General features: G+C 67.5%; 18 protein-coding genes. 12 read left to right on the top strand and 6 right to left on the bottom strand.

The window, feature by feature from the left end:
* Positions 1–385: 385 nt before the first annotated feature.
* Entirely contained in the window at positions 386–841 is a 456-nt protein-coding gene (locus tag VHO04_RS18830; protein ID WP_329629736.1) for a hypothetical protein, read from the bottom strand.
* Positions 842–1014: 173 nt separating this feature from the next.
* On the opposite strand from VHO04_RS18830, the gene VHO04_RS18825 reads away from it, so the two are divergent.
* From VHO04_RS18825 to VHO04_RS18785, 9 genes are all read left to right on the top strand, one after another.
* Complete coding sequence (locus tag VHO04_RS18825) at positions 1015–1710, top strand: peptidylprolyl isomerase (RefSeq protein ID WP_414713142.1); 696 nt, start codon at positions 1015–1017, stop codon at positions 1708–1710.
* A gap of 85 nt (positions 1711–1795) precedes the next feature.
* Positions 1796–2590 carry an outer membrane protein assembly factor BamD gene (locus VHO04_RS18820; protein WP_297660878.1) on the top strand — a complete coding sequence of 265 codons (795 nt, stop codon included), beginning with the start codon at positions 1796–1798 and terminating at the stop codon, positions 2588–2590.
* A gap of 329 nt (positions 2591–2919) precedes the next feature.
* Entirely contained in the window at positions 2920–4590 is a 1671-nt protein-coding gene (gene recN / locus VHO04_RS18815; protein ID WP_329629734.1) for a DNA repair protein RecN, read from the top strand.
* Complete coding sequence (locus VHO04_RS18810) at positions 4587–5273, top strand: GNAT family N-acetyltransferase (RefSeq protein ID WP_329629733.1); 687 nt, start codon at positions 4587–4589, stop codon at positions 5271–5273. Before recN ends, VHO04_RS18810 begins: the two co-directional genes overlap by 4 nt.
* On the top strand, positions 5270–5668 hold the full coding sequence (locus VHO04_RS18805) for a putative quinol monooxygenase (RefSeq protein WP_329629732.1): 399 nt from the start codon (positions 5270–5272) through the stop codon (positions 5666–5668). The genes VHO04_RS18810 and VHO04_RS18805 overlap by 4 nt, the downstream gene beginning before the upstream one ends.
* Entirely contained in the window at positions 5665–7839 is a 2175-nt protein-coding gene (ligA, locus tag VHO04_RS18800; protein ID WP_329629731.1) for an NAD-dependent DNA ligase LigA, read from the top strand. The genes VHO04_RS18805 and ligA overlap by 4 nt, the downstream gene beginning before the upstream one ends.
* 170 nt (positions 7840–8009) lie before the next feature.
* Complete coding sequence (locus tag VHO04_RS18795) at positions 8010–9179, top strand: sterol desaturase family protein (RefSeq protein ID WP_329629730.1); 1170 nt, start codon at positions 8010–8012, stop codon at positions 9177–9179.
* 150 nt (positions 9180–9329) lie between these two features.
* Complete coding sequence (locus tag VHO04_RS18790) at positions 9330–9719, top strand: hypothetical protein (RefSeq protein WP_329629729.1); 390 nt, start codon at positions 9330–9332, stop codon at positions 9717–9719.
* A 72-nt stretch (positions 9720–9791) separates the two neighbouring features.
* Positions 9792–11783 (top strand): TonB-dependent receptor family protein, encoded by a 1992-nt coding sequence (locus VHO04_RS18785; RefSeq protein WP_329629728.1) that lies wholly within the window; start codon positions 9792–9794, stop codon positions 11781–11783.
* A gap of 13 nt (positions 11784–11796) precedes the next feature.
* Here VHO04_RS18785 and VHO04_RS18780 read toward each other — a convergent pair whose 3' ends face one another.
* Positions 11797–12678, bottom strand: coding sequence for a sterol desaturase family protein (locus VHO04_RS18780; RefSeq protein WP_329629727.1), 882 nt, complete (start codon positions 12676–12678; stop codon positions 11797–11799).
* A 67-nt stretch (positions 12679–12745) separates the two neighbouring features.
* On the opposite strand from VHO04_RS18780, the gene VHO04_RS18775 reads away from it, so the two are divergent.
* Positions 12746–13387 (top strand): Crp/Fnr family transcriptional regulator, encoded by a 642-nt coding sequence (locus VHO04_RS18775; RefSeq protein WP_329629726.1) that lies wholly within the window; start codon positions 12746–12748, stop codon positions 13385–13387.
* Positions 13388–13579: 192 nt separating this feature from the next.
* A complete protein-coding gene (gene phhA / locus VHO04_RS18770; protein WP_329629725.1) occupies positions 13580–14452 on the top strand; it encodes a phenylalanine 4-monooxygenase in 873 nt (290 codons plus the stop codon).
* A gap of 3 nt (positions 14453–14455) precedes the next feature.
* On the opposite strand, the gene VHO04_RS18765 is transcribed toward phhA, so the two are convergent.
* From VHO04_RS18765 to VHO04_RS18750, 4 genes are all read right to left on the bottom strand, one after another.
* Positions 14456–15268, bottom strand: a complete 813-nt coding sequence (locus tag VHO04_RS18765; RefSeq protein ID WP_329629724.1) for a hypothetical protein — start codon at positions 15266–15268, stop codon at positions 14456–14458.
* Positions 15269–15330: 62 nt separating this feature from the next.
* A complete protein-coding gene (locus VHO04_RS18760; RefSeq protein WP_329629723.1) occupies positions 15331–16302 on the bottom strand; it encodes a 50S ribosomal protein L11 methyltransferase in 972 nt (323 codons plus the stop codon).
* Between the two features lie 3 nt (positions 16303–16305).
* Positions 16306–16998: an SDR family oxidoreductase gene (locus VHO04_RS18755; RefSeq protein WP_329629722.1), complete on the bottom strand. Its 693-nt coding sequence runs from the start codon at positions 16996–16998 to the stop codon at positions 16306–16308.
* A gap of 41 nt (positions 16999–17039) precedes the next feature.
* Positions 17040–18392: a methyl-accepting chemotaxis protein gene (locus VHO04_RS18750; protein WP_329629721.1), complete on the bottom strand. Its 1353-nt coding sequence runs from the start codon at positions 18390–18392 to the stop codon at positions 17040–17042.
* A gap of 291 nt (positions 18393–18683) precedes the next feature.
* On the opposite strand from VHO04_RS18750, the gene ald reads away from it, so the two are divergent.
* Positions 18684–19799: an alanine dehydrogenase gene (ald, locus tag VHO04_RS18745; protein WP_329629720.1), complete on the top strand. Its 1116-nt coding sequence runs from the start codon at positions 18684–18686 to the stop codon at positions 19797–19799.
* Positions 19800–19801 lie beyond the last annotated feature (2 nt).

Genomic DNA, 19801 nt, shown 5'->3' with positions numbered 1-19801 from the left:
CCGGCGCTGAGAGAATGGATCCCGGATCAAGTCCGGGATGACGATGCAAGAGAGGTCCGCTTCCAGTCGGATTGCTGATGATCCTCCCTGTCGCGGAGCGATGGGGAGGTGGCAGCGCCCTTCGACTGCCTTGCAGGCGCTCAGGATAAACTGCGCCTTTGGCGCAGCGCTGACGGAGGGGCCCTTGGCGCAACCGCCGCGGCCCCTCCACCACAGCTTCGCGGCGGTCCCCCTCCCCACGGCTGCGCCGCAGGGAGGATCAGGTCCGCAATCGGTCGTAACCCGCCATTCCACAGGTTCGCGCAGAGGCGCAGAAATCGCAGAGGAGAAAGTGCTTCACCTCTGCGATCTCTGCGCGAATCCCTATCAAAGCCGCCTTCGCGGGTCAGGTGCAATAAACCTCGCGCATGGCGTCGATCAGCACGACGAGCTGCTGCGCGACGGGCAGCGCGCGCGGCTCCTCGGCGACCTCGGTCGCCTTGGCCAGATTGTCCCCGACCTGCTTCAACTCCTTGCACTCGCTCTTCTTGGCGCTGCGGGTCGTGCTGTTGTCCTTAAGGTGGCTGAACAGGCTGCGATAAACGTGGCACACGCCGATCAACTGCTGCCCCCAATAGGGAAATTGAAATCCCTGGCCGACCACCGTTCCGGTCACCCCGTCGCACGCACTGCCGAGCTGCGCGGGGTTCACCGCCCCGATCGCCGCGACGATCCGCTCGCCGCGGTCGGCCCAATTATGCCAGCCTGCAGCCTTGTCGGCGGCGGCTGTCGGCATCGCCGCCCCCGCCAGCATCAGCAGCGCCGCCGCCCGCAAGGCCATAGTCCCGGTTCGAACCCCCATATCAAACTCCCCTTGAAGAAAGGCCCGCCCTGCCACCGCCCGGCCGCGCGGCATTGTAGATTTCCGACATCGGGCCAGGGCGCATGGCGTGCCCTTCGCAAGCGGCGGCTTGGCGCGGCCGCCGACAGCGGCTAGCCTTGCCGCGACCAGAGACCGCCCAGAGGAAGACCATGATGTTCGAGACCTTGCTCCTGTCCCTCGCCGCCGCGGTGCAGGCCGTTCCGCCGCAGGCGACGCAATTGCCGCCGCCGCCGCCCTCCGTGCCCGCGCCCGTCACCGCGCCGGTCGAGGTTGACACGCGGCCCTATGTCGAACTCGTCACCGACGCGGGAAAGATGGTGGTGCGGCTGGAGACGAAGCGTGCGCCCATTACGACCGCGAACTTCCTGCGCTATGTCGACAGCAAGCGGATGGCGACGGCCTTCAAATTCTATCGCACGACGCGAAGCTGGGGGGAGGGGAATGCGCTGGTCCAGGGCGGCAATCGCGGCGATGCCCGGCTGAACTATCCGCCGATCGCGCACGAGCCGACGACCGTAACCGGCCTGACCCACTGCAAGGGCGCGCTCGCGATGGCGCGGCTCGCGCCGGGCGATGCGACGAGCGATTTCTTCATCCTCCTCTCCGACATCCCGGGCTTCGACGCCGATCCCGCGGCGAGCGGCGACAATGCCGGCTTCGCGGTGTTCGGCGAGCTGGTTTCGGGTTTCGACGTCGCGGAGAAAATCTACGCCGCGCCGGTCTCGCCGACCAAGGGCGAGGGGGTGATGGTCGGCCAGATGCTCGATCCCGAGTATAAGATCCTCTCGGCGCGCCGCATCCCCGCGCCCGCCGACGCGCCAAAGGGCTGCGTGGTGAAGGGCGCGTGACGGCGTTCCGGGCCGCCCGCCCGAAGTCGACGAAACGCATGATCATTTATTTTGCGTTCATCCACGCTGTGGCTATACCGCGCCCATGACTCAGCGCATATCCCTTCGCGCCGCCGCGCGCCTCGCCGCCGCCGCCCTCGTGATTTCGCCGCTGCTGGCGGCCTGCGCCGGGGGCTCGGGCGTGAAGAAGGACACGCGCTACGTCGCGCGCGACGTGAACACCCTCTATCGCGCCGCGCAGGACCGCCTCGACCGCAAACAGTATAAGCTCGCGGCCGCGCTGTTCGACGAGGTCGAGCGCCAGCATCCCTATTCGCCCTGGGCGCGCCGCGCGCAGCTGATGAGCAGCTTTTCCTATTATATGGACCGCGAATATACCCCGGCGATCGAGGCAGCGCAGCGCTTCCTCTCGATCCATCCGGGCAACAAGGACGCGCCCTATGCCTATTATCTGATCGCGCTCAGCTATTATGAGCAGATCAGCGATGTCACTCGCGACCAGAAGATCACCCAGCAGGCGCAGAACGCGCTCGGCGAGGTGATCCGCCGCTATCCCGACAGCCGCTACGCCGCCGACGCGCGGCTGAAGGTCGATCTGGTGCAGGACCATCTCGCGGGCAAGGAGATGGAGATCGGCCGCTTCTACGAGCGCAGCTCGAACTGGCTCGCGGCGTCGATCCGCTTCCGCGAAGTGACCCGCAAATTCCAGACGACGAGCCACACGCCCGAAGCGCTCTATCGCCTGACCGAATGCTATCTCGCGCTCGGCATTCCCGAGGAAGCGAAGAAATCGGCTGCGGTGCTGGGCGCCAACTATCCCGGCAGCAAATGGTACGACCGCGCCTACAAGCTGATGCAGAAGCACGCGCCGAGCGCGTGAGGCGACAAGGCTGGAGTTTTTTGGCTCACGCAAAGGCGCAAAGGCGCGAAGAATTTTCCCTGCGCGCGCCGGAACGGACATAATCTCACACAAAGACACAAAGAGGGCGCGTCCTGTCGCAAGCGTTCCTCGCCGCCGCAGGCGGCATTTAAAAAATGCGCTCCGCGCTGGAAAAGCGACAGGACGGGATGACCTTCCCTCTTTGTGTCTTTGTGTGAGATTATTTTCTTCGCGCCTTCGCGCCTTTGCGTGAACCCGAATAGCCCGCCCTGCCGCACCGGCCTCACTCCCGAATAGATTCGCATTTTGTTCTGGGTTAAGAGCAGCCCATGCTGACGGCGCTGTCCATCGCGAACATCGTTCTGATCGAACGGCTCGACCTCGATTTCGAGGCCGGGCTCGGTGTGCTCACCGGCGAGACGGGGGCGGGCAAGTCGATCCTGCTCGACGCGCTGGGGCTGGTGCTCGGAATGCGCGCCGACAGCGCGCTGGTCCGGCAAGGCACCGACAAGGCGCAGGTGACCGCCAGCTTCACGCCGCCCGCGCCCGATACGCCGCTCGCCGCGCTGCTCGCCGGTAACGAGATCGCGCTGGAGCCGGGCGAGCCGCTGCTGATCCGCCGCGCGCTCAAGGCCGACGGCGGCAGCCGTGCTTTCCTGAACGATCAGCCCTGCTCGGCGGCGCTGCTGCGCGAGGTCGGCGGCTATCTGGTCGAAATCCACGGCCAGCACGATGATCGCGGCCTGCTCGCGCCTGCCGGGCATCGCGCGCTGCTCGATGCCTATGCGCGCGCCGACACGGCGGGCGTCGCGGCCGCCCACGCCGCATGGCGCGCCGCCGAGGCCAGGCTGGACGCGGCGAAGGCGGCGATTTCGGAGGCCGAGCGCGACCGCGAATGGCTTGAGCATTGCGTTGCGGAACTGCGCGCGCTCGACCCGCGGCCGGGCGAGGACGCCGAACTCGCCGAGGCGCGTGCGACGATGCAGAAGGGGGAACGGATCGCCGGCGACCTCGGCACGATCCTCGAGGCGTTCGACGGCAGCGCGGGCGGCCCGGCGCTGCTGCGCGGCGCGGCGCGGCGGCTCGACCGCCTCGCGGGCGACCATCCTTTGCTCGCCGAGGCGCTCGCCAGCCTCGACCGCGCGATCATCGACGCCGACGAGGCCGAAACGAAATTGCACGAGGCGGCGCGCGCGCTCGAATATGATCCCGACCGCCTCGAAGCCGCCGAGACGCGATTGTTCGAACTCCGCGCGATGGCGCGCAAGCACGGGGTTCAGCCCGATGAGCTCGCCGAGCTGACGGGCGAGCTCGCGGCGCGGCTCGACGCGATCGAGGGCGGCAGCGCGGGACTCGCGAAGCTCGAAGCGGCGGTTGCGGAGACCGCCGCCGCCTATACCCACGCCGCGACCGCGCTCTCCGACCTACGCACTAAGGCTGCGGCGCGGCTCGACGCGGCGGTTGCGGGCGAACTCGTGCCGTTGAAGCTCGACGCGGCGCGCTTCCAGACCCGCATCGACCGCCTTCCCGCCGAACGCTGGGGCGCCGACGGCATGGACCGCGTCGAATTTCTCATCGCCACCAACCCCGGTGCGCCGTTCGCGCCGCTGGCGAAGATCGCGTCGGGCGGCGAACTGTCGCGCTTCATCCTCGCGCTCAAGGTCGCGCTGGCCGAGGAAGGCGGCGCCGACACGATCATCTTCGACGAGATCGACCGCGGCGTCGGCGGCGCCGTCGCCAGCGCGATCGGCGAGCGATTGGCCAGACTCGCGGGCGCGGGCAAGCAATTGCTCGCGGTCACCCATTCGCCGCAGGTCGCCGCCAAGGGCGCCTCGCATTTCGTCATCGCCAAGTCGAGCGAGGGAACCGTGACCCGCACCGGCGTCCGCGTCCTCGATCCCGCCGGCCGCCGCGAAGAAATCGCGCGCATGTTGTCGGGTGCCGAAGTGACTGAGGAGGCGCGGGCGCAGGCGCTGCGGCTGCTCGACGTCGCGGCATGATGGCGCCGCATCCCCTCGACCGCCCCGTCTGGTCGATGCTCACCGGGCGGCAGGCGCATCTGGCCGAGGGCGACGCCCGCGCGGTGCGGATCGATCGCGGCTATGGGCCGTTCGGTGCCGCCGCCGACCGAAGCGGCACGGCGCAGGCGGCGCTCGCTGCGCTGGTGCCGGCGGATGGCGAATTGTGGATCGTCGAGGGCGAGCGCTGGCCCGTGCCGCCCGGCACGCGCGAGGTGAAGCGCGCGGTGCTCGCGCAGATGGTCGCCGAAGGCGCGCCGCCCGAGGCGCGGCCGGGCGAACCCGCAATCATTGCGCTTGGTGAGGCCGACGCGGTGGAGATGGCGGCGCTTGCCGATCATGCCCGGCCCGGCCCGTGGAGCAGCACGACGCATCGTTACGGTCCCTTCTTCGGGATTCGCGAGGACGGCCGCCTGCTCGCGATGGCGGGGCAGAGAATGCTGATGCCGGGCATGGCCGAGGTCAGCGGCGTCGCGACGTGGGAAGATTGCCGCGGCCGCGGGCTGGCGCGCGCCTTGATCGGCCATGTCATGCGCGCGACGGCGGCGCGCGGCGAACAGCCTTTCCTCCACAGCTATGCCGACAATGCGGGAGCGATCGCGCTTTATGAATCGCTCGGCTTTCGTATCCGGCGCGAGGTGCATGTGCTGGCGATTGCACGATGATGGACCGGCGCACCCATCTTGTCGCGCTGGCGGCCTTCGCGGCGGCGGTACTGCCCGCGCGCTCCCTGCGGGCTGTGGAGACGATCATGGAAGAAGAACATCCTCAATTCGGCCTGATCGGTCAGATCATCGCGCAGCCGGGCCAGCGCGCCGCGCTCGCGGCGATATTGACCGAAGGCACCTACAGGATGCCGGGCAACTATCTCTATCTGGTCGGTGAGGACGCCGAAAATCCGGACGCGCTGTGGATCGTCGAATTGTGGGTCGACAAGGCGGCGCACGCTGCGTCGCTGCAATTGCCCGCGGTGCAGGCGGCGATCGCGAAGGGGCGGGCGCTGATTGCGGGATTTGGGTCTCGCGCCGAGTTCAAGCCGGTGGCAAAAGCCGGCGCATGACGGATATTGAATCGCTCACCGAGGCCGAAGCCGCCAACGAATTGATGCGCCTTGCCAAGGCGATCGCGCACCACAACAAGCGCTACCATGCCGAGGACAGTCCCGAAATCTCGGACGCCGACTATGACGCGCTCGTCCGGCGCAACAATGAAATCGAGGCGGCCTTTCCGAACCTGATCCGTGCCGACAGCCCGAACCGGCTGGTCGGCGCGGCGGTCGAGGCGTCGCCGCTCGCCAAGGTTGCGCATGCGGTGCGGATGATGAGCCTCGACAACGCCTTCGCGGCCGAGGATGTCGAGGAGTTTGCCACGCGCGTGCGGCGCTTCCTCAACCTGCCGGGCGATGCCGCGGTCGCGATGACCGCCGAGGACAAGATCGACGGCCTGTCCTGCTCGCTGCGCTACGAAAAGGGCAGGCTGGTGCAGGCCGCGACGCGCGGCGACGGGGCGGTGGGCGAGGACGTTACCGCCAATGTGCGGCATATCGCGGATATTCCGCAGGAATTGCCGGGGGACGCCCCCGACGTCTTCGAGATTCGCGGCGAAGTCTATATGTCGAAATCGGATTTTTCGGCGCTCAACGAACGGTTGATGGAAGAGGGCAGGGCGCTCGCCGAACAGCGCGAGCAGGCGTTCGATCCGGCGACGGTCCGCCAGTTCGCCAACCCGCGCAACGCGGCGGCGGGATCGCTGCGCCAGAAGGACGCGAGCGTCACCGCGTCGCGCCCGCTGCGCTTCCTCGCCCACGGCTGGGGCGAGGTGAGCGCGCTTCCCTCCGACACCCAGTTCGGGGTGATGCAGGCGCTCGCGGGCTGGGGTGTGCCGGTGTCGCCGCTGCTGGCGCGTTTCGAGAATGTCGCCGACCTGCTCGCCCATTATGCCGAGATCGAGCGGCGGCGCGCCGACATGCCCTATGACATCGACGGCGTCGTCTACAAGGTCGACCGGCTCGACTGGCAGGCGCGGCTCGGCTTCGTCGCCAAGGCGCCGCGCTGGGCCATCGCGCATAAATTCCCCGCCGAGCGCGCGCAGACGACGCTCGAGGCCATCGACATCCAGGTCGGCCGCACCGGTAAGCTGACCCCCGTCGGGCGCCTGACCCCCGTCACCGTCGGCGGCGTCGTCGTCTCGAACGTCACGCTCCACAACCGCGACGAGATCGGCCGCCTCGGCGTGCGGCCCGGCGACCGCGTCGTCGTCCAGCGCGCGGGCGACGTCATCCCGCAGGTGGTCGACAATCTGACGCGCGACGAAGACCGCCCCGCTTATGCCTTCCCCGACCATTGCCCGGTGTGCGGCAGCGAGGCGGTCGCCGAGGAGGGCGAGGTCGACGTGCGCTGCACCGGCGGGCTCATCTGCAACGCCCAGAAGTTCGAGCGCCTGCGCCACTTCGTCAGCCGCGGCGCGCTCGACATCGAGGGGCTGGGTGAAAAGAGCATCGCGGAGTTTCTTGAACTGGGGTGGCTCGACAAGGGGCCCGCCGACATCTTCCGCCTGAAGAACCATCGCGATGCATTGCTCGGGCGCGAGGGGTGGAAGGAAAAGTCGGTCGATAATCTTTTCGCCGCGATCGAGGCCAAGCGCGCGCCCGACGCGGGGCGGCTGCTGTTCGGGCTCGGTATCCGCCACGTCGGCGCGGTGACCGCGCGCGACCTGCTGAAGGGGCTCGGCGACATGGCGCGGCTCCCCGGCAAGGCGGCCGAAATCCATGCCTATCTCGATGAGCACCCACAGGGCGAAGACGAGTCGGCCGGCAAATATATGACGCGCAAGGTCGAGGCGATCAAAGCGATCCTCGAGGTGCGCGCCGACGGCATCGGCGCCGCGGTGGGCGAAGCGCTCGGCGATTTCTTCCACGAACCGCACAACCGTGCGCTGTGGGACGACCTTCTCTCCGAGGTCTCGCCGCCGCTTTATGTGGTCGAAACGCGCGACAGCGAGGTGTCGGGGATGACCGTCGTCTTCACCGGCAAGCTCGAGACGATGAGCCGTGACGAAGCGAAGGCGCAGGCCGAAGCGCTCGGCGCCAAGGCCGCGGGCAGCGTGAGCGCCAAGACCGATCTGGTCGTCGCAGGACCGGGCGCGGGATCGAAGCTCAAGCAGGCGAGCGCGCTCGGCATCCGCGTGATCGACGAAGCCGAATGGGCGGCGATCGTCGCGGCGGCGGGCTGATCCTCCCCGGAACGGGGAGGGGGACCATGCGAAGCATGGTGGAGGGGCACGGGAGGTCATACGCTGCGTTCGACTGCGTGTGCCCCTCCACCACCCTTCGGGTGGTCCCCCTCCCCCGGTGGGGGAGGATCGGATAGACGGCGCGACGGAAATGCTGTGAGAGAGGATGAATGGCCAAACGCGATTATCTGGACACGCTGATGCGCGATCTCGAATCGCATACCGAGGTGCGGCGATTCGGCAGCGGCTGGTTGTCAGGCTTCTTCGGGTTGCTGTTCGCGATCAGCGGTTTCTTCATGGTGATCGCGCTGCGCTTTCCCGACTGGTTCGCAACTCCCGAGCTGGCGATCGTCAAGAACTGGACCGGCTTTCGCGGCGCGGTGCATCTGGTCCTGCTTGCGGGCTATGGCCTGTCGCTGCTCAGCCTGCTGCTCCGCCCGCGCAAGGTGCTGGGGCTGACCGCGCTGATGGTCGGGCTCGCCGCGGCGCTGCTCGGCGGGGCGAACGTCCAGCCGCAGGAGACGCGCGACTGGGGCATTTTCTTCGGGCTCGACTTCTTCGCGGTGAACCTGCTCGTCACAGGCTTCATGTTCGCGCCGCTCGAACGCGCTTTCCCGCATCGCCGCGCGCAGCGGCTGTTCCGCACCGAATGGCGCGAGGATCTCTTCTATTTCCTCGTCAGCACGATGTTCGTGCAGATGTTGAGCTTTCTCGCGCTCGCGCCGCAGGAGTTCGTCAATGCGCATACGAGCAACTGGGACGCCTTCCGCGCCGCTGTCGCCTCGCTGCCGTGGATCGTGCAGTTCCTGATCGTCCTCGTCGCGTCGGACGTCGCGCAATATTGGTATCACCGGCTGTTCCACAAAGTGCCGTTCCTCTGGGGCTTTCACGCGGTCCACCACAGCGCGAAATCGATGGACTGGCTCGCGGGGTCGCGGATGCATCTGGTCGAGGTCGTCCTGCTGCGATCGGTGACGTCGCTGCCGCTGTTCACGCTCGGCTTCAGCCCGTCGGTGATGCAGGCCTATATCGGTTTCATCTATGTCTGGTCGTCGCTGCTCCACGCCAATGTCGGCGGCGATTTCAATCGGCTGGGCCACTGGATCGCGACGCCGCGCTTCCATCACTGGCATCACGGGCTCGAACGCGAGGCGTTCGACGTCAATTTCGCGATCCATTTCCCGTGGATCGACAAATTGTTCGGCACCTTCCATCTGCCCAAGGACCGCTGGCCCGAAAATTACGGCATCCCCGAGGATGTGCCGAAGGCCTATTGGAGCCAATTCCTCTATCCCTGGACGCGCACCGGCAAGAAAACCGACGAGGCGGCGGCGGAGTAATGTTTCGTCGTTGCGAGCGGAGCGAAGCAATCTCCAGCTATCGTCCGGCCTGTCGATGGCTGGAGATTGCTTCGCTTCGCTCGCAATGACGAACGCATTGGACATTATGTCCGCTTGCCTCGCCGCTCCTCCCGCCATAAGGCCGCCGCCGTGGGCATCCTCGCCGCCTTTCGCCGTCCGGGCATCCTGCTGCTTCTGCCGCTGCTGCTCGCGCTTGCCGCGCGGGTATTCGTCGCGCCGGGCTGGATGATCGACAGCGCGGGCGGCACGATCACCGTGCGCGTCTGTTCGGACCCCGCCAATCCCGGCGGCACGATGACGATCGCGCTCGAAAAGGCCGGCGATCATCAGGCAGCTAAGGGCCAGCAGCATTGCCCGTGGGGCGCGCTCGCCGTCGCGCCGATCACGCCCGCGGCTCCGGCGCTGCCCGCAAAGCTCGCCGCGGCCGAACCCGCGCCCGTTGCGCTCCCGTCGCTCGGCTTCGCGCCGGGCATCGCCTCGCCGCTCCCGCCGAGCACCGGCCCCCCTGCCTTCGCCTGATCCAGCCTGAACCGCCGCCCGCGTGCCGAAGCGCGGTGCGGCCCCATGCCTGTATCCGGGGAAGATTTTCCAATGTCCACTATTGCCTATCGCGGGGCGCCCTTGCTGGCGCTCGCTATCTGTCTTGCCGCTTCGCCCGCCCGTGCCGACGAAGCCGATTCCACCATCATCGTCACCGCGCCGGCCGCGACCGACGCTGCCGAGGACCGCGCCGCGCGCACGCCCGGCGGCGCCGACGTGGTCTCCTATCGCGATTATGCCGACAAGAGCGTCGTCTCGCTGCGCGACACGCTCGCTTTCTCGCCCGGCGTCTATCTTCAGCCGCGCTTCGGGCAGGAGGTGCGGATTTCGATCCGCGGCTCGGGGCTGTCGCGCGGCTATCATATGCGCGGGCTGACGCTGCTCCAGGACGGGGTGCCGATCAACCTCGCCGACGACAATGGCGATTTCCAGGAGCTGGAGCCGATCTTTTTCGACCATCTGGAGGTCTATCGCGGCGCCAACGCGCTGCGCTTCGGTTCGGGCACGCTCGGCGGCGCGATCAACGGGGTGACGCCGACCGGCCGCACCGCAGAGGGCGTGTATCTCCGCGCCGACGCGGGCAGCTTCGACATGCTGCGCGGCCTCGCCTCTGCGGGCGTCGCGGGCGAGCGTGTCGATGCGTGGGGCGCGGTGAGCGCCGACACGTCGGAGGGCGACCGCGACCATGCGCAGCGGCGCAGCCTGCGCTTCCACGGCAATGTCGGGCTGGCGCTGACCGACAACATCACGACGCGCCTTTATGCGAGCTACAACAATATCGATCAGGAGCTGCCAGGCGCGCTGACCCGCGCCGAGGCGCTCACGACCCCGCGCGTCGCCAATGCGGGCGCCGTCGCGGGCGATCAGGCGCGCGACATCGAATCGCTGCGGCTCCAGAACCGCACGAGCATCGATCTCGGCGCCGCGACGCTCGACCTCGGCGTCTTCGTCAACGCCAAGACGCTGCACCATCCCATTTACCAGCTTCTCGACCAGAAGAGCGTCGATCGTGGCGGCTTCTTCCGCCTCGACTATGCCGCCGGACCAGTCGAGGCGACGCTCGGCGGCGAGCTGCGCGTCGGCGACGTCCATTCGCGGCGCTTCGTCAATGTGGCGGGGCGCCGCGGCGCGAAGACCTTCGACGCGCAGCAGGACGCGCGCACTGCGACGCTCTATGGCGAGGTGCGGCTGAAGCCGGTCGAAAGCCTGTCGCTGATCGCCGGCGGCATCTACGCCGACGGGATGCGGCGGCAGCACGAGGCATTCAACAACGGCCCGGTCGACAACTTTGGCCGCGCCGATTTCGACGCCTTCTCGCCCAAGTTCGGCCTGCTGTTCGAGCCCGCGCCGGGCGTGCAATTCTATGGTAACTACAGCCGTTCGGTCGAGTTCCCCGGCTTCATCGAACTGGCGCAGGTGTCGGCCTTCGTTCCGCTCGACGCACAGCGCGCGTGGACGGCCGAGGTCGGCACGCGCGGCCGCACGGGTATGCTGAGCTGGGATCTCTCGCTCTATCGCGCTGACATCAAGGGCGAACTGCTGCAATATAGTGTGACTGCGGACATTCCCGCCTCGACCTTCAACGCTGGCCGGACGCGGCACGAAGGGATCGAGGCGGCGCTGGAGATCGCGCCGGCGAACTGGCTCCGGTTGCGGCAGGTCTACACCTTCAGCAACTTTCGATTCCGCGATGACGTCCAGTTCGGCGACAATCGCCTGCCGGTCGTGCCGCGCCACGTCTATCGTGCCGAGGCCCGCATCGGCACCGATGCGCTGCACGTTGCGCCGAACCTCGAATGGGTGCCGCAGGGACCGTTCGCCGATTACCGCAACCGCGTCCGCACCCCCGGCTATGCGCTGATCGGCGTCACCGGCGGCGCGCGCATCGCCGAAGGCGTCGACGCCTTCGTCGATGTCCGCAACATCGCGGGCAAGAAGGCGATCGGCGACATCAGCGCCGCGATCGACGTCGCCGATGCTTCGGCGATCTATTATCCGGTCGAACGCCGGTCGGTGTCGATGGGGCTGCGCGCGCGTTTCTGATCCGCGCGGGGCGTCACCCGGCCGCGACCGCCGCCTGCGCCTCGGCGCGCGCGGGGGTCGCGCCGGGGATCACTGCCGCCATATCCTTGTTCTCGGGCAGGATCGGCCAGAGCAATTGCTGTCCGAGCGTCGCGGGCGGCAGATTCTCGACGCCATAGCTTTGCGGAAAATGGCGGGTGATCTTCGCGGTGCCGAACAGCACATCCCAAAAGAACAGGAGATTGCCGAAATTGCCCTTGTAATGGACCGCCGGGTCGTCGGCGTGGCGGCCGTGATGGGCGTGGTGCGTCGCCGGGGTGCTGATCGTCCGCTCGACCACCCACATGATGGGGGCGAGCGCCTTGATGCGATAGAGCGGCGCGTCCCACGCGACATCGCTGTGCGCGCCGATGATCACCAGCATCTTCACGATCAGGTAAAAGGCATAGAACCAGCCGAGCCCCAGATAGACGAGCGCGCCCGCCAGCCAGATGCTCGGCATCATCGCATAATAGAGGAGGTTGTTCCGGTAGACGAGCCGCACGCTCATATAACGGGCATTATGGTGCGCGCGGTGGAGGTTGTAGAGCCACGCGGTGCTGTGCGACGCGCGGTGCCACCAATATTGCATCATATCCTCGAAGACGAGGAACAGGGCGAGCGCGGCATACCAGGGGCTATGCGCGAGCGCGCCCTCATATTGCGGGAAGAAACGGTGGCCGAGTGCCCCGACCGCGAGCAGGATCGCGGGTTGGGTCAGGATCGTCAGCGTGAAGGTGCTGACGATCTCGACGATGCCGTCGTGCCGCGTCTGCTCGGCCTTCGCGAAAAAGCGCGTGCGCGCAAGCTCGACGAGGCAGAAGCCCAGATAGATGAGCGCGACGATCAGGCTCGATTGCGCATTGGTGAGGTGCATCGCGATTCTCCCGTTCGGCCTTGGGCCTTGCCTTTCCGCCGCCCTTGCCACAGACGGGATGGTAGAAATGCAAAGATCTTATCATTTCGATCTGGCCGAGCGGACGCGGCTGTCGCCCGCCGAGCGCGAGCGGCTCGTGGCGATGGCCCCGGCGCGGCGGTTCGCCGACGGCCAGTTCGTGCAGCAGCAGGGCGATCCCGGCGACGCCTTCTGGGCGGTCGTCGAGGGGCATGTCCTCGTCGGCCGTTTTGCCGAGGACGGCGGCTTCACCGCCTTTGCCGTGCTCGGGCCGGGCGACCTGTTCGGCGAGCTTGCCTTCTTCACCGGCGTGCCGCGGCAGGCCGACGCGCTCGCCAGCGGCCAAGCGCGGCTCGTCGCGATCGACCGCGCGCTACTCCGCCGCCTGATGGCCGCCGATGTGGGCTGGGCCGAGCTGCTGCTGCGCAGCCTCGGCCGCCAGCTCGCCGGCGCGCTCGACATCATCGACGCCGAGCGGCGGCTCGGCAGCGCCGACCGGCTGTTGCGGCTACTCCGCATGATGGCGGCGGATGGCGGCGACGACACGACCGTGCGCGCGACGCAGCAGCAGCTCGCCGACCTGCTCGGCGTGTCGCGCGTCACGCTGGGCGCCGCGCTCCGCGACCTCACCGCGCGCGGGCTGGTCGAAACCGGCTATGGGCGGATCAAGTTGCTTCATCTTGAACTGTGATGATGTCAGATCGATCTTTCTCGTCGTTGCGAGGAGCGTAGCGACGAAGCAATCTCCAGCCATCGGCCTTGCGCAAGGCCGATGGCTGGAGATTGCTTCGCTTCGCTCGCAATGACAAAATATAATGCACTGTGGTTCTAAAGGCCGACGATAAAGTTTCACCTGAAACCATTTCATGCTAGGCATGACGATATGAAGAACCCCGACACGCATGTTCATGACACGCCGCCGCCGGGCGCCGCGGCCGATTGGACGATATCGCAGGACTGGGACGCCTTCACCGCCGATGAGCATGCTATGTGGGATCGGCTGTTCGCGCGCCAGTCGGACATGCTGCCCGGCCGCGCGTCGGAGGCTTTTCTGCGCGGCATCGACGTGCTGCGGCTCGAAAAGCCGGGTATTCCCGACTATCGCGAACTCAACGCGCGGCTGATGGCCGCGACGGGGTGGCGGGTGGTCGCGGTGCCGGGGCTGGTGCCCGACGACGTCTTTTTCGACCATCTCGCGAACCGGCGCTTCCCCGCGGGCAATTTCATCCGCACGCCCGAACAGCTCGACTATCTGCAGGAACCCGACGTCTTCCACGACGTCTTCGGCCATGTCCCGATGCTCGCCGATCCGGTGTTCGCCGACTATATGGTCGCCTATGGCGAAGGCGGGCTGCGCAGCCTGAAATTCGATGCGCTGAAGCAGCTTGCGCGCCTCTATTGGTACACGGTCGAATTCGGGCTGATCCGCGAGGGCGGCGCCCTGCGCATCTATGGCGCGGGGATCGTCTCCTCCTTTGCCGAAAGCGTCTTCGCGCTCGATTCGGACAGCCCGAACCGCATCGGCTTCGACCTCGCGCGCGTGATGCGCACCGATTACCGGATCGACGATTTCCAGCAGAATTATTTCGTCGTCGACAGCCTCGGCCAATTGCTCGACGTGACGGTGAACACCGATTTCGCGCCGCTCTATGCCGCCAACGCCGCGCTGCCGCCGATCCCGATCGCCGATATCTTGCCCGGCGACGCGGTGATCACCTGCGGGACGCAGGACTATGCGCTCGCCAGGAGCGGCTGACCGTCAATCCTCGCCTTCGCGAACCGCCCCGACCAGCTGGCGGCGATGCTGATAGGCTTCGCGGTCGGGCGGCAGGCTGTAGATTCCGCGTAGCAGCGCCATGTCCCTGCCCGATAGCGAACGATGCTCCGGCTCGTCCTCGAACAGCCCCATGATCGAATCCCTGGGCGGCGGCGGATCGCTGTCGATCTCGGCGAGCGCGACCATCGCGGCGTAGGACGCAACCGCATCGAGCAATGTGCCGTCGGCGCGCTCGGCATCGACGATCACCGTCGCCGCGCGCAGCGCGCGCACGACCTGTGTGCTGACGATGCTGCTGTTATAGTGTTTGAGCACGCCGCTGTCGTTCGGTATGCCGTCGCGGCTTTCCTCGCGCGTGCCGTACCACCAGCGGACGGGCCCGTCGCCCCGTACCAGCCGTTCGCGCTCGATCGGCGATAGCGCGGCGACCTCCCGCGGCGACTTGTCGAAGATCGCGTGGGTCAGGCCGTCGCCGTCATCGGTGAAGATCACTGCGATATTCGGCGTGCATGGCTTTGGCGCCACCGGCGCGCCCGCCTCTGCCGCGACCGCGCGGATCCGGTCGTTGACGATCCCCGCGATCTTGGCATCGACGCCGACCGTGCGGGGGCAGACGGGAGCGATCCAGCGCGCGACCGGATTCAGCCGGGCGACGCCCGCGCGGCGCACGAATTCGGCGGCGCGTTTTCGCTCTTCGCGTTTGGCGTCGGGGGTGCCCGTCACGACGATGGAATCGGGGTCCTCGCCCGCGGCGGGCGCGGCGGCGAGCAGGGCAAGGGTGACAAACAGGCTCATGGCCGATTCTCCCGATGATTTGGTCAAGGCTATCAAATCATCGGAAAAAATCCACCATTCAGCTACCAGCTCCCGAACGTCGCGTCCGACGGGCTCGCGCGATGCAGCGCACGTTCCTTGCGCCGCCAGCCGTAGCGGCGCCGCTTGACGAGCAGCAGGCATGGCCATTCGGCGCTGCCGCCGCGTGCGGCAAGGCGAAAGCCCTGGGCGCGATAGGCGGCGAGCACTGGCTCCATCTGCCGCGCGATCAATCCGGCGAGGATTGCATGGCCGCCCGGCGCGGTGACGCTGGCGATGTCGGGGGCGAGGGTGATCAGCGGCCCCGCAAGAATGTTCGCAACGACGAGGTCATAGGGCGCCCGGTGCCGGATCGCCGGATGGTCGGTGCCCGGCGCCACCGCCAGCGCCAGCCGCCCGCCGCCGCGGCCGAGCGGCACGCCGTTGATCGCGGCATTATCGCGCGTCACGACGATGCTCGCGGGGTCGATGTCCGACGCGATCACCCGCGCGCGCGGCCACAGCGCATGTCCGGCGAAGGCGAGCAGCCCGGTGCCGGTGCCGATGTCGGCGATGTTGCGCGGGCTCGTGCCTGCCCGCGCCAGCCGGTCGAGCATCGCGAGGCAGCCCGCGGTCGTGTCGTGCCCGCCGGTGCCGAACGCCTGGCTCGCGTCGATCAGAAAGGACGTGCTGCCCGCCGGCACGCGGTCGGCATAGCTGCTGGTATGGACGAAGAAGCGGCCCGCCTGCACCGGCTCGAGCCCCTGCTGCGACAGTGTGACCCAATCCTGCTCGACCAGTTCCTCGACAACGGGCTTCCTGCCCTTGGCGCTCGGGATCAGCCCTTGCAGCAGCTCGAGGAGCGCCGCCCCCGGCCGCGCGTCGACATAGGCGTCGAGCTGCCAGCGCCCGCTATCCTCCTCGATCTCGCGAGTAACGACGACGGGCGCCTCGGCCAGCGCGTCGAGTGCGGGAATTTCGCCCGACAGCGCCTCGGCCTCGGCGCGGGTGCAGGGGAGGGAGACGATCCAGCTCATGATCTAGCGCACATGGCTCGCGCCGTTCGCATCGAGCACCGCGCCGGTCATCGACGCCGGGGCCTCGAGTGCACACCACCGGGCCATCTCGCCGATCTCCTGCGGGTCGGCGACACGGCCGAGGGGGATTTCGGCGAGCAGCCCGGCGCCTGCGGGACCTTCGAGATGCTCTTCGGCCATATCGGTCATCGTGAAGCCGGGGCAGATCGCGAAAGCGAGGATATCCTCCTGAGCGTAGCCGCGCGCGATCGTCTTGGTCATTGCGACCATGCCCGCTTTCGATGCGGCATAATGCCAATGCGCCGGGCTGTCGCCGCGATGCGCGGCGCGACTGGCGATATTGACGATCCGGCCGCCGGATTTCCTGGCCTGCCAATGGCGAATGGCGCTGCGGCAAAGCAACGCGCTCGCGGTCAGGTTGATCTGCATCGTCCGGTGCCAGCTCGCGAGCCAGTCGGCGTCGGCCGCGTCGATCGGGTTACTCTCGAAGGTGCCGGCATTGTTGATCAGCACGTCGATGCGGCCGTCCAGCCGATCGAGACTCGCCTGCCACAGCCGCGCCGGAACGGCGGGATCGGAGAGGTCGCCGTCGGTGCTCGACAGCGCCGCGACCGTCGTTGCCTCGCCGCTGAGCGCCTCGGCGATCGCGGCACCGATGCCTCGGCTGGCGCCGGTGATGAGGATATGGGCTCGCATCACCCCGCCTTAGGGCAGGGGGATGGCGCTTGCCAAGCGGATCACGCCACCCGGCGGCTGAACTCGCTCGCGGCCTTTTCGAGCGACTGGAGCCGGTCGCCCATCTTGGCGAATTCGCTGCTCAGCGTGCTGATCTCGCCCGCCACCATGCCCGAATCGTTGCGGATGCTGGCGATCGTCGACGACATCGAATCGGCGGCGAGCGCGGTCTCGTCGACCGCGGCGGTGATCGAGGTGACCGTCTGCGCCTGCGCGTCCATCGCGTCGCGGATGCGCTGGGCCGAGGTCTGGACTTCGACGATCGTCGCCTGGATCGACTGGTTCGCCGACACCGATCCGCGCGTCGCCTGCTGGATCGCGGTGATCTTGCCCGCGATGTCGTCGGTCGCGCGCGCGGTTTCGTTGGCGAGGCTTTTCACTTCCTGCGCGACCACGGCAAAACCGCGGCCGGACTCGCCCGCGCGGGCCGCCTCGATCGTGGCGTTGAGCGCGAGCAGGTTGGTCTGCCCCGCGATTTCGCGGATCAGGCCCAGGATGGACTCGATCGATTCGGCGTGGCGCGACAGCGCTTCGGACATGGCGACCGCTTCGCCCGCCTGTTCCGACGCGCGGGTCGCGACGCTGGCCGAGGCTTCGACCTCGCTGCGCGCATCCTCGATCGCGCGGATCAGCCCGGCGGCGGTCGAGGCCGCCTCGCGCATCGCCATCGCCGATTGCTCGGATGCGGCGGCGACTTCGCTCGTCTTGGCGATCATGCCCTTCGCCGCCTGGTCGGCCGAGGCCGCCTGCTTCGCGAGCTGTTGGCGCGCGGTGTCGGTGTCCTGCACCAGCGACGCGATCGAGCGGTCGAAATCGCCCGCGAGCGTCTGCCGCTCGCCCGAGATGACCGCGCGGTCCAGCTTTTCGGCATAGCGCTGCATGATGTCATATTCGAGCAGGCCGAGCCGATTGACGGCGCTGGCCAGCCGGACGATGCGGTTCGCATCATTCCCGCACGCCGCGACGACATATTCGAGCGTCAGCCGCTGGCTTTCGGCCATGCACGACATCACCGAAGCGAGCGGCAGCTTGACGCGCCGCGCCATATGCGTGTTCTGGCAGGCGATCATCGCGACCTCCTGTCCCGCGGGGTCGCTATATTTGAGCGCGGTGTGCCGCGCGCTGCCGCGAACATAGGATTCGTAAAGCTCGCCCTCGACCGGGCGGTCGACCGAGGGAAGCGCGTTGAAGGCGTCCCAATAGGCGCGCGCGATTTCCTCCTCGTGCCCGGCGATCATCGCCTGGATTTCGGCCGAATGCGCGGCAAGCTGCCCGTCGAGATCGTAAAAGGGGAAGCGATCCGCCATCAGAACGGGATCGATCTGCTGCTTATGAATGGGATTTTCCTTCACCATGATCCGTTCCCCGATCCCCAAAAACCGCGACTCACACGACACGCAGCTCTACGGCTGCCGTAACTTTCGGAATTTGCCGGTCAGATATGAAAGGATATTGGTAAAAGCACCGTTAACCAGCCGTGCCGATTTTGCCGGGAAAGCGCGGCCCTCGGCAGGGTGCGCCGCCGGAACTTCCTCTTTGTGGCTTCGTGTCTTTGTGCGAAAACAAGATAATCGCAGGGCGACACAAAGAAAGCCGGGACGCATAGGCGAGGCCGCGCGTCCCCACGCCCGATATGGAGAGCGACCATGATCATCGGCACCCCCAGGGAAATCAAGAATCACGAATATCGCGTCGGCCTGACCCCCGAAAGCGCGCGCGAACTCGTGGCGCATGGGCACCGCGTCCTGGTCGAAACCGGCGCGGGCGAGGGGATCGGTGCGCACGACCGCTTCTACGAACAGGCGGGCGCGGAGATCGTCGGGACGCCCGCCGAAATCTTCGCCACCTGCGAGATGGTGGTGAAGGTCAAGGAACCGCAGCCGGCCGAGCGCGCGATGCTGCGTCCGGGGCAGATTCTCTACACCTATCTCCACCTCGCCCCCGATCCCGAGCAGACGCGCGACCTGATGAAATCGGGCGCGGTGTGCATCGCCTATGAGACCGTCACCAGCCCGCACGGCGGCCTGCCGCTCCTCAAACCGATGAGCCAGGTCGCGGGGCGCATGGCGATCCAGGCCGGCGCGACCGCGCTCGAAAAGGCGCACGGCGGCCGCGGCGTGCTGCTCGGCGGGGTGCCGGGGGTGGCGCCGGGCAAGATCTGCATCATCGGCGGCGGCGTCGTCGGATTCAACGCGGCGCAGATGGCGGCGGGGCTGGGCGCCGACGTCACCATCCTCGACCGCGATCCCGAAGTGCTGGAGCGCGTTGGCACCTTTTTCGAGGCGCGGGCGAAGACGCGCTTCTCGAACCGTGCCAATCTGGCCGAATGCGTGGCGGAGGCGGATCTCGTCATCGGCGCGGTGCTGATCCCCGGTGCCGAGGCGCCGAAGCTCGTCACGCGCGCCATGCTGGGGACGATGCGTCCCGGCTCGGTGCTCGTCGACGTCGCGATCGATCAGGGCGGCTGTTTCGAAACCAGCCACGCGACGACCCACGCCGATCCGACCTATGTGGTCGACGGCATCGTCCATTATGCGGTCGCGAACATGCCGGGGGCGGTCGCGCGCACCAGCACCTATGCGCTCAACAACGTCACTCTGCCGCACGCGCTCCGCATCGCCGATTTGGGCTGGAAGGACGCTTTGCGACGCGACGTGCATCTTGCGCAGGGTTTGAACGTTTGGGATGGTAAGGTGACCTTCGAGGCCGTAGCCGAGGCGGTCGGAACCGATTATGTGCCTATCGGCCAGGCGCTTGCCTGAGG

Origin of the sequence: Sphingopyxis sp., from assembly GCF_036261875.1 — a bacterium.
In the GTDB taxonomy this organism is placed as follows: Bacteria; Pseudomonadota; Alphaproteobacteria; order Sphingomonadales; family Sphingomonadaceae; genus Sphingopyxis.
This window is presented reverse-complemented; position numbering and strand designations above follow the sequence as displayed.

Excerpts from the sequence above, each read along its gene's own strand:
- VHO04_RS18810 (WP_329629733.1), top strand. The coding sequence starts at position 4,587 with ATGATGGCGCCGCATCCCCTCGACCGCCCCGTCTGGTCGATGCTCACC.
- recN (WP_329629734.1), top strand. The coding sequence starts at position 2,920 with ATGCTGACGGCGCTGTCCATCGCGAACATCGTTCTGATCGAACGGCTC.
- VHO04_RS18775 (WP_329629726.1), top strand. The coding sequence starts at position 12,746 with ATGCAAAGATCTTATCATTTCGATCTGGCCGAGCGGACGCGGCTGTCG.
- VHO04_RS18825 (WP_414713142.1), top strand. The coding sequence starts at position 1,015 with ATGTTCGAGACCTTGCTCCTGTCCCTCGCCGCCGCGGTGCAGGCCGTT.
- VHO04_RS18830 (WP_329629736.1), bottom strand. The coding sequence starts at position 841 with ATGGGGGTTCGAACCGGGACTATGGCCTTGCGGGCGGCGGCGCTGCTG.
- VHO04_RS18780 (WP_329629727.1), bottom strand. The coding sequence starts at position 12,678 with ATGCACCTCACCAATGCGCAATCGAGCCTGATCGTCGCGCTCATCTAT.
- ald (WP_329629720.1), top strand. The coding sequence starts at position 18,684 with ATGATCATCGGCACCCCCAGGGAAATCAAGAATCACGAATATCGCGTC.
- VHO04_RS18795 (WP_329629730.1), top strand. The coding sequence starts at position 8,010 with ATGGCCAAACGCGATTATCTGGACACGCTGATGCGCGATCTCGAATCG.
- VHO04_RS18785 (WP_329629728.1), top strand. The coding sequence starts at position 9,792 with ATGTCCACTATTGCCTATCGCGGGGCGCCCTTGCTGGCGCTCGCTATC.
- VHO04_RS18820 (WP_297660878.1), top strand. The coding sequence starts at position 1,796 with ATGACTCAGCGCATATCCCTTCGCGCCGCCGCGCGCCTCGCCGCCGCC.
- VHO04_RS18755 (WP_329629722.1), bottom strand. The coding sequence starts at position 16,998 with ATGCGAGCCCATATCCTCATCACCGGCGCCAGCCGAGGCATCGGTGCC.
- VHO04_RS18760 (WP_329629723.1), bottom strand. The coding sequence starts at position 16,302 with ATGAGCTGGATCGTCTCCCTCCCCTGCACCCGCGCCGAGGCCGAGGCG.
- VHO04_RS18805 (WP_329629732.1), top strand. The coding sequence starts at position 5,270 with ATGATGGACCGGCGCACCCATCTTGTCGCGCTGGCGGCCTTCGCGGCG.
- VHO04_RS18750 (WP_329629721.1), bottom strand. The coding sequence starts at position 18,392 with ATGGTGAAGGAAAATCCCATTCATAAGCAGCAGATCGATCCCGTTCTG.
- VHO04_RS18765 (WP_329629724.1), bottom strand. The coding sequence starts at position 15,268 with ATGAGCCTGTTTGTCACCCTTGCCCTGCTCGCCGCCGCGCCCGCCGCG.
- phhA (WP_329629725.1), top strand. The coding sequence starts at position 13,580 with ATGAAGAACCCCGACACGCATGTTCATGACACGCCGCCGCCGGGCGCC.
- ligA (WP_329629731.1), top strand. The coding sequence starts at position 5,665 with ATGACGGATATTGAATCGCTCACCGAGGCCGAAGCCGCCAACGAATTG.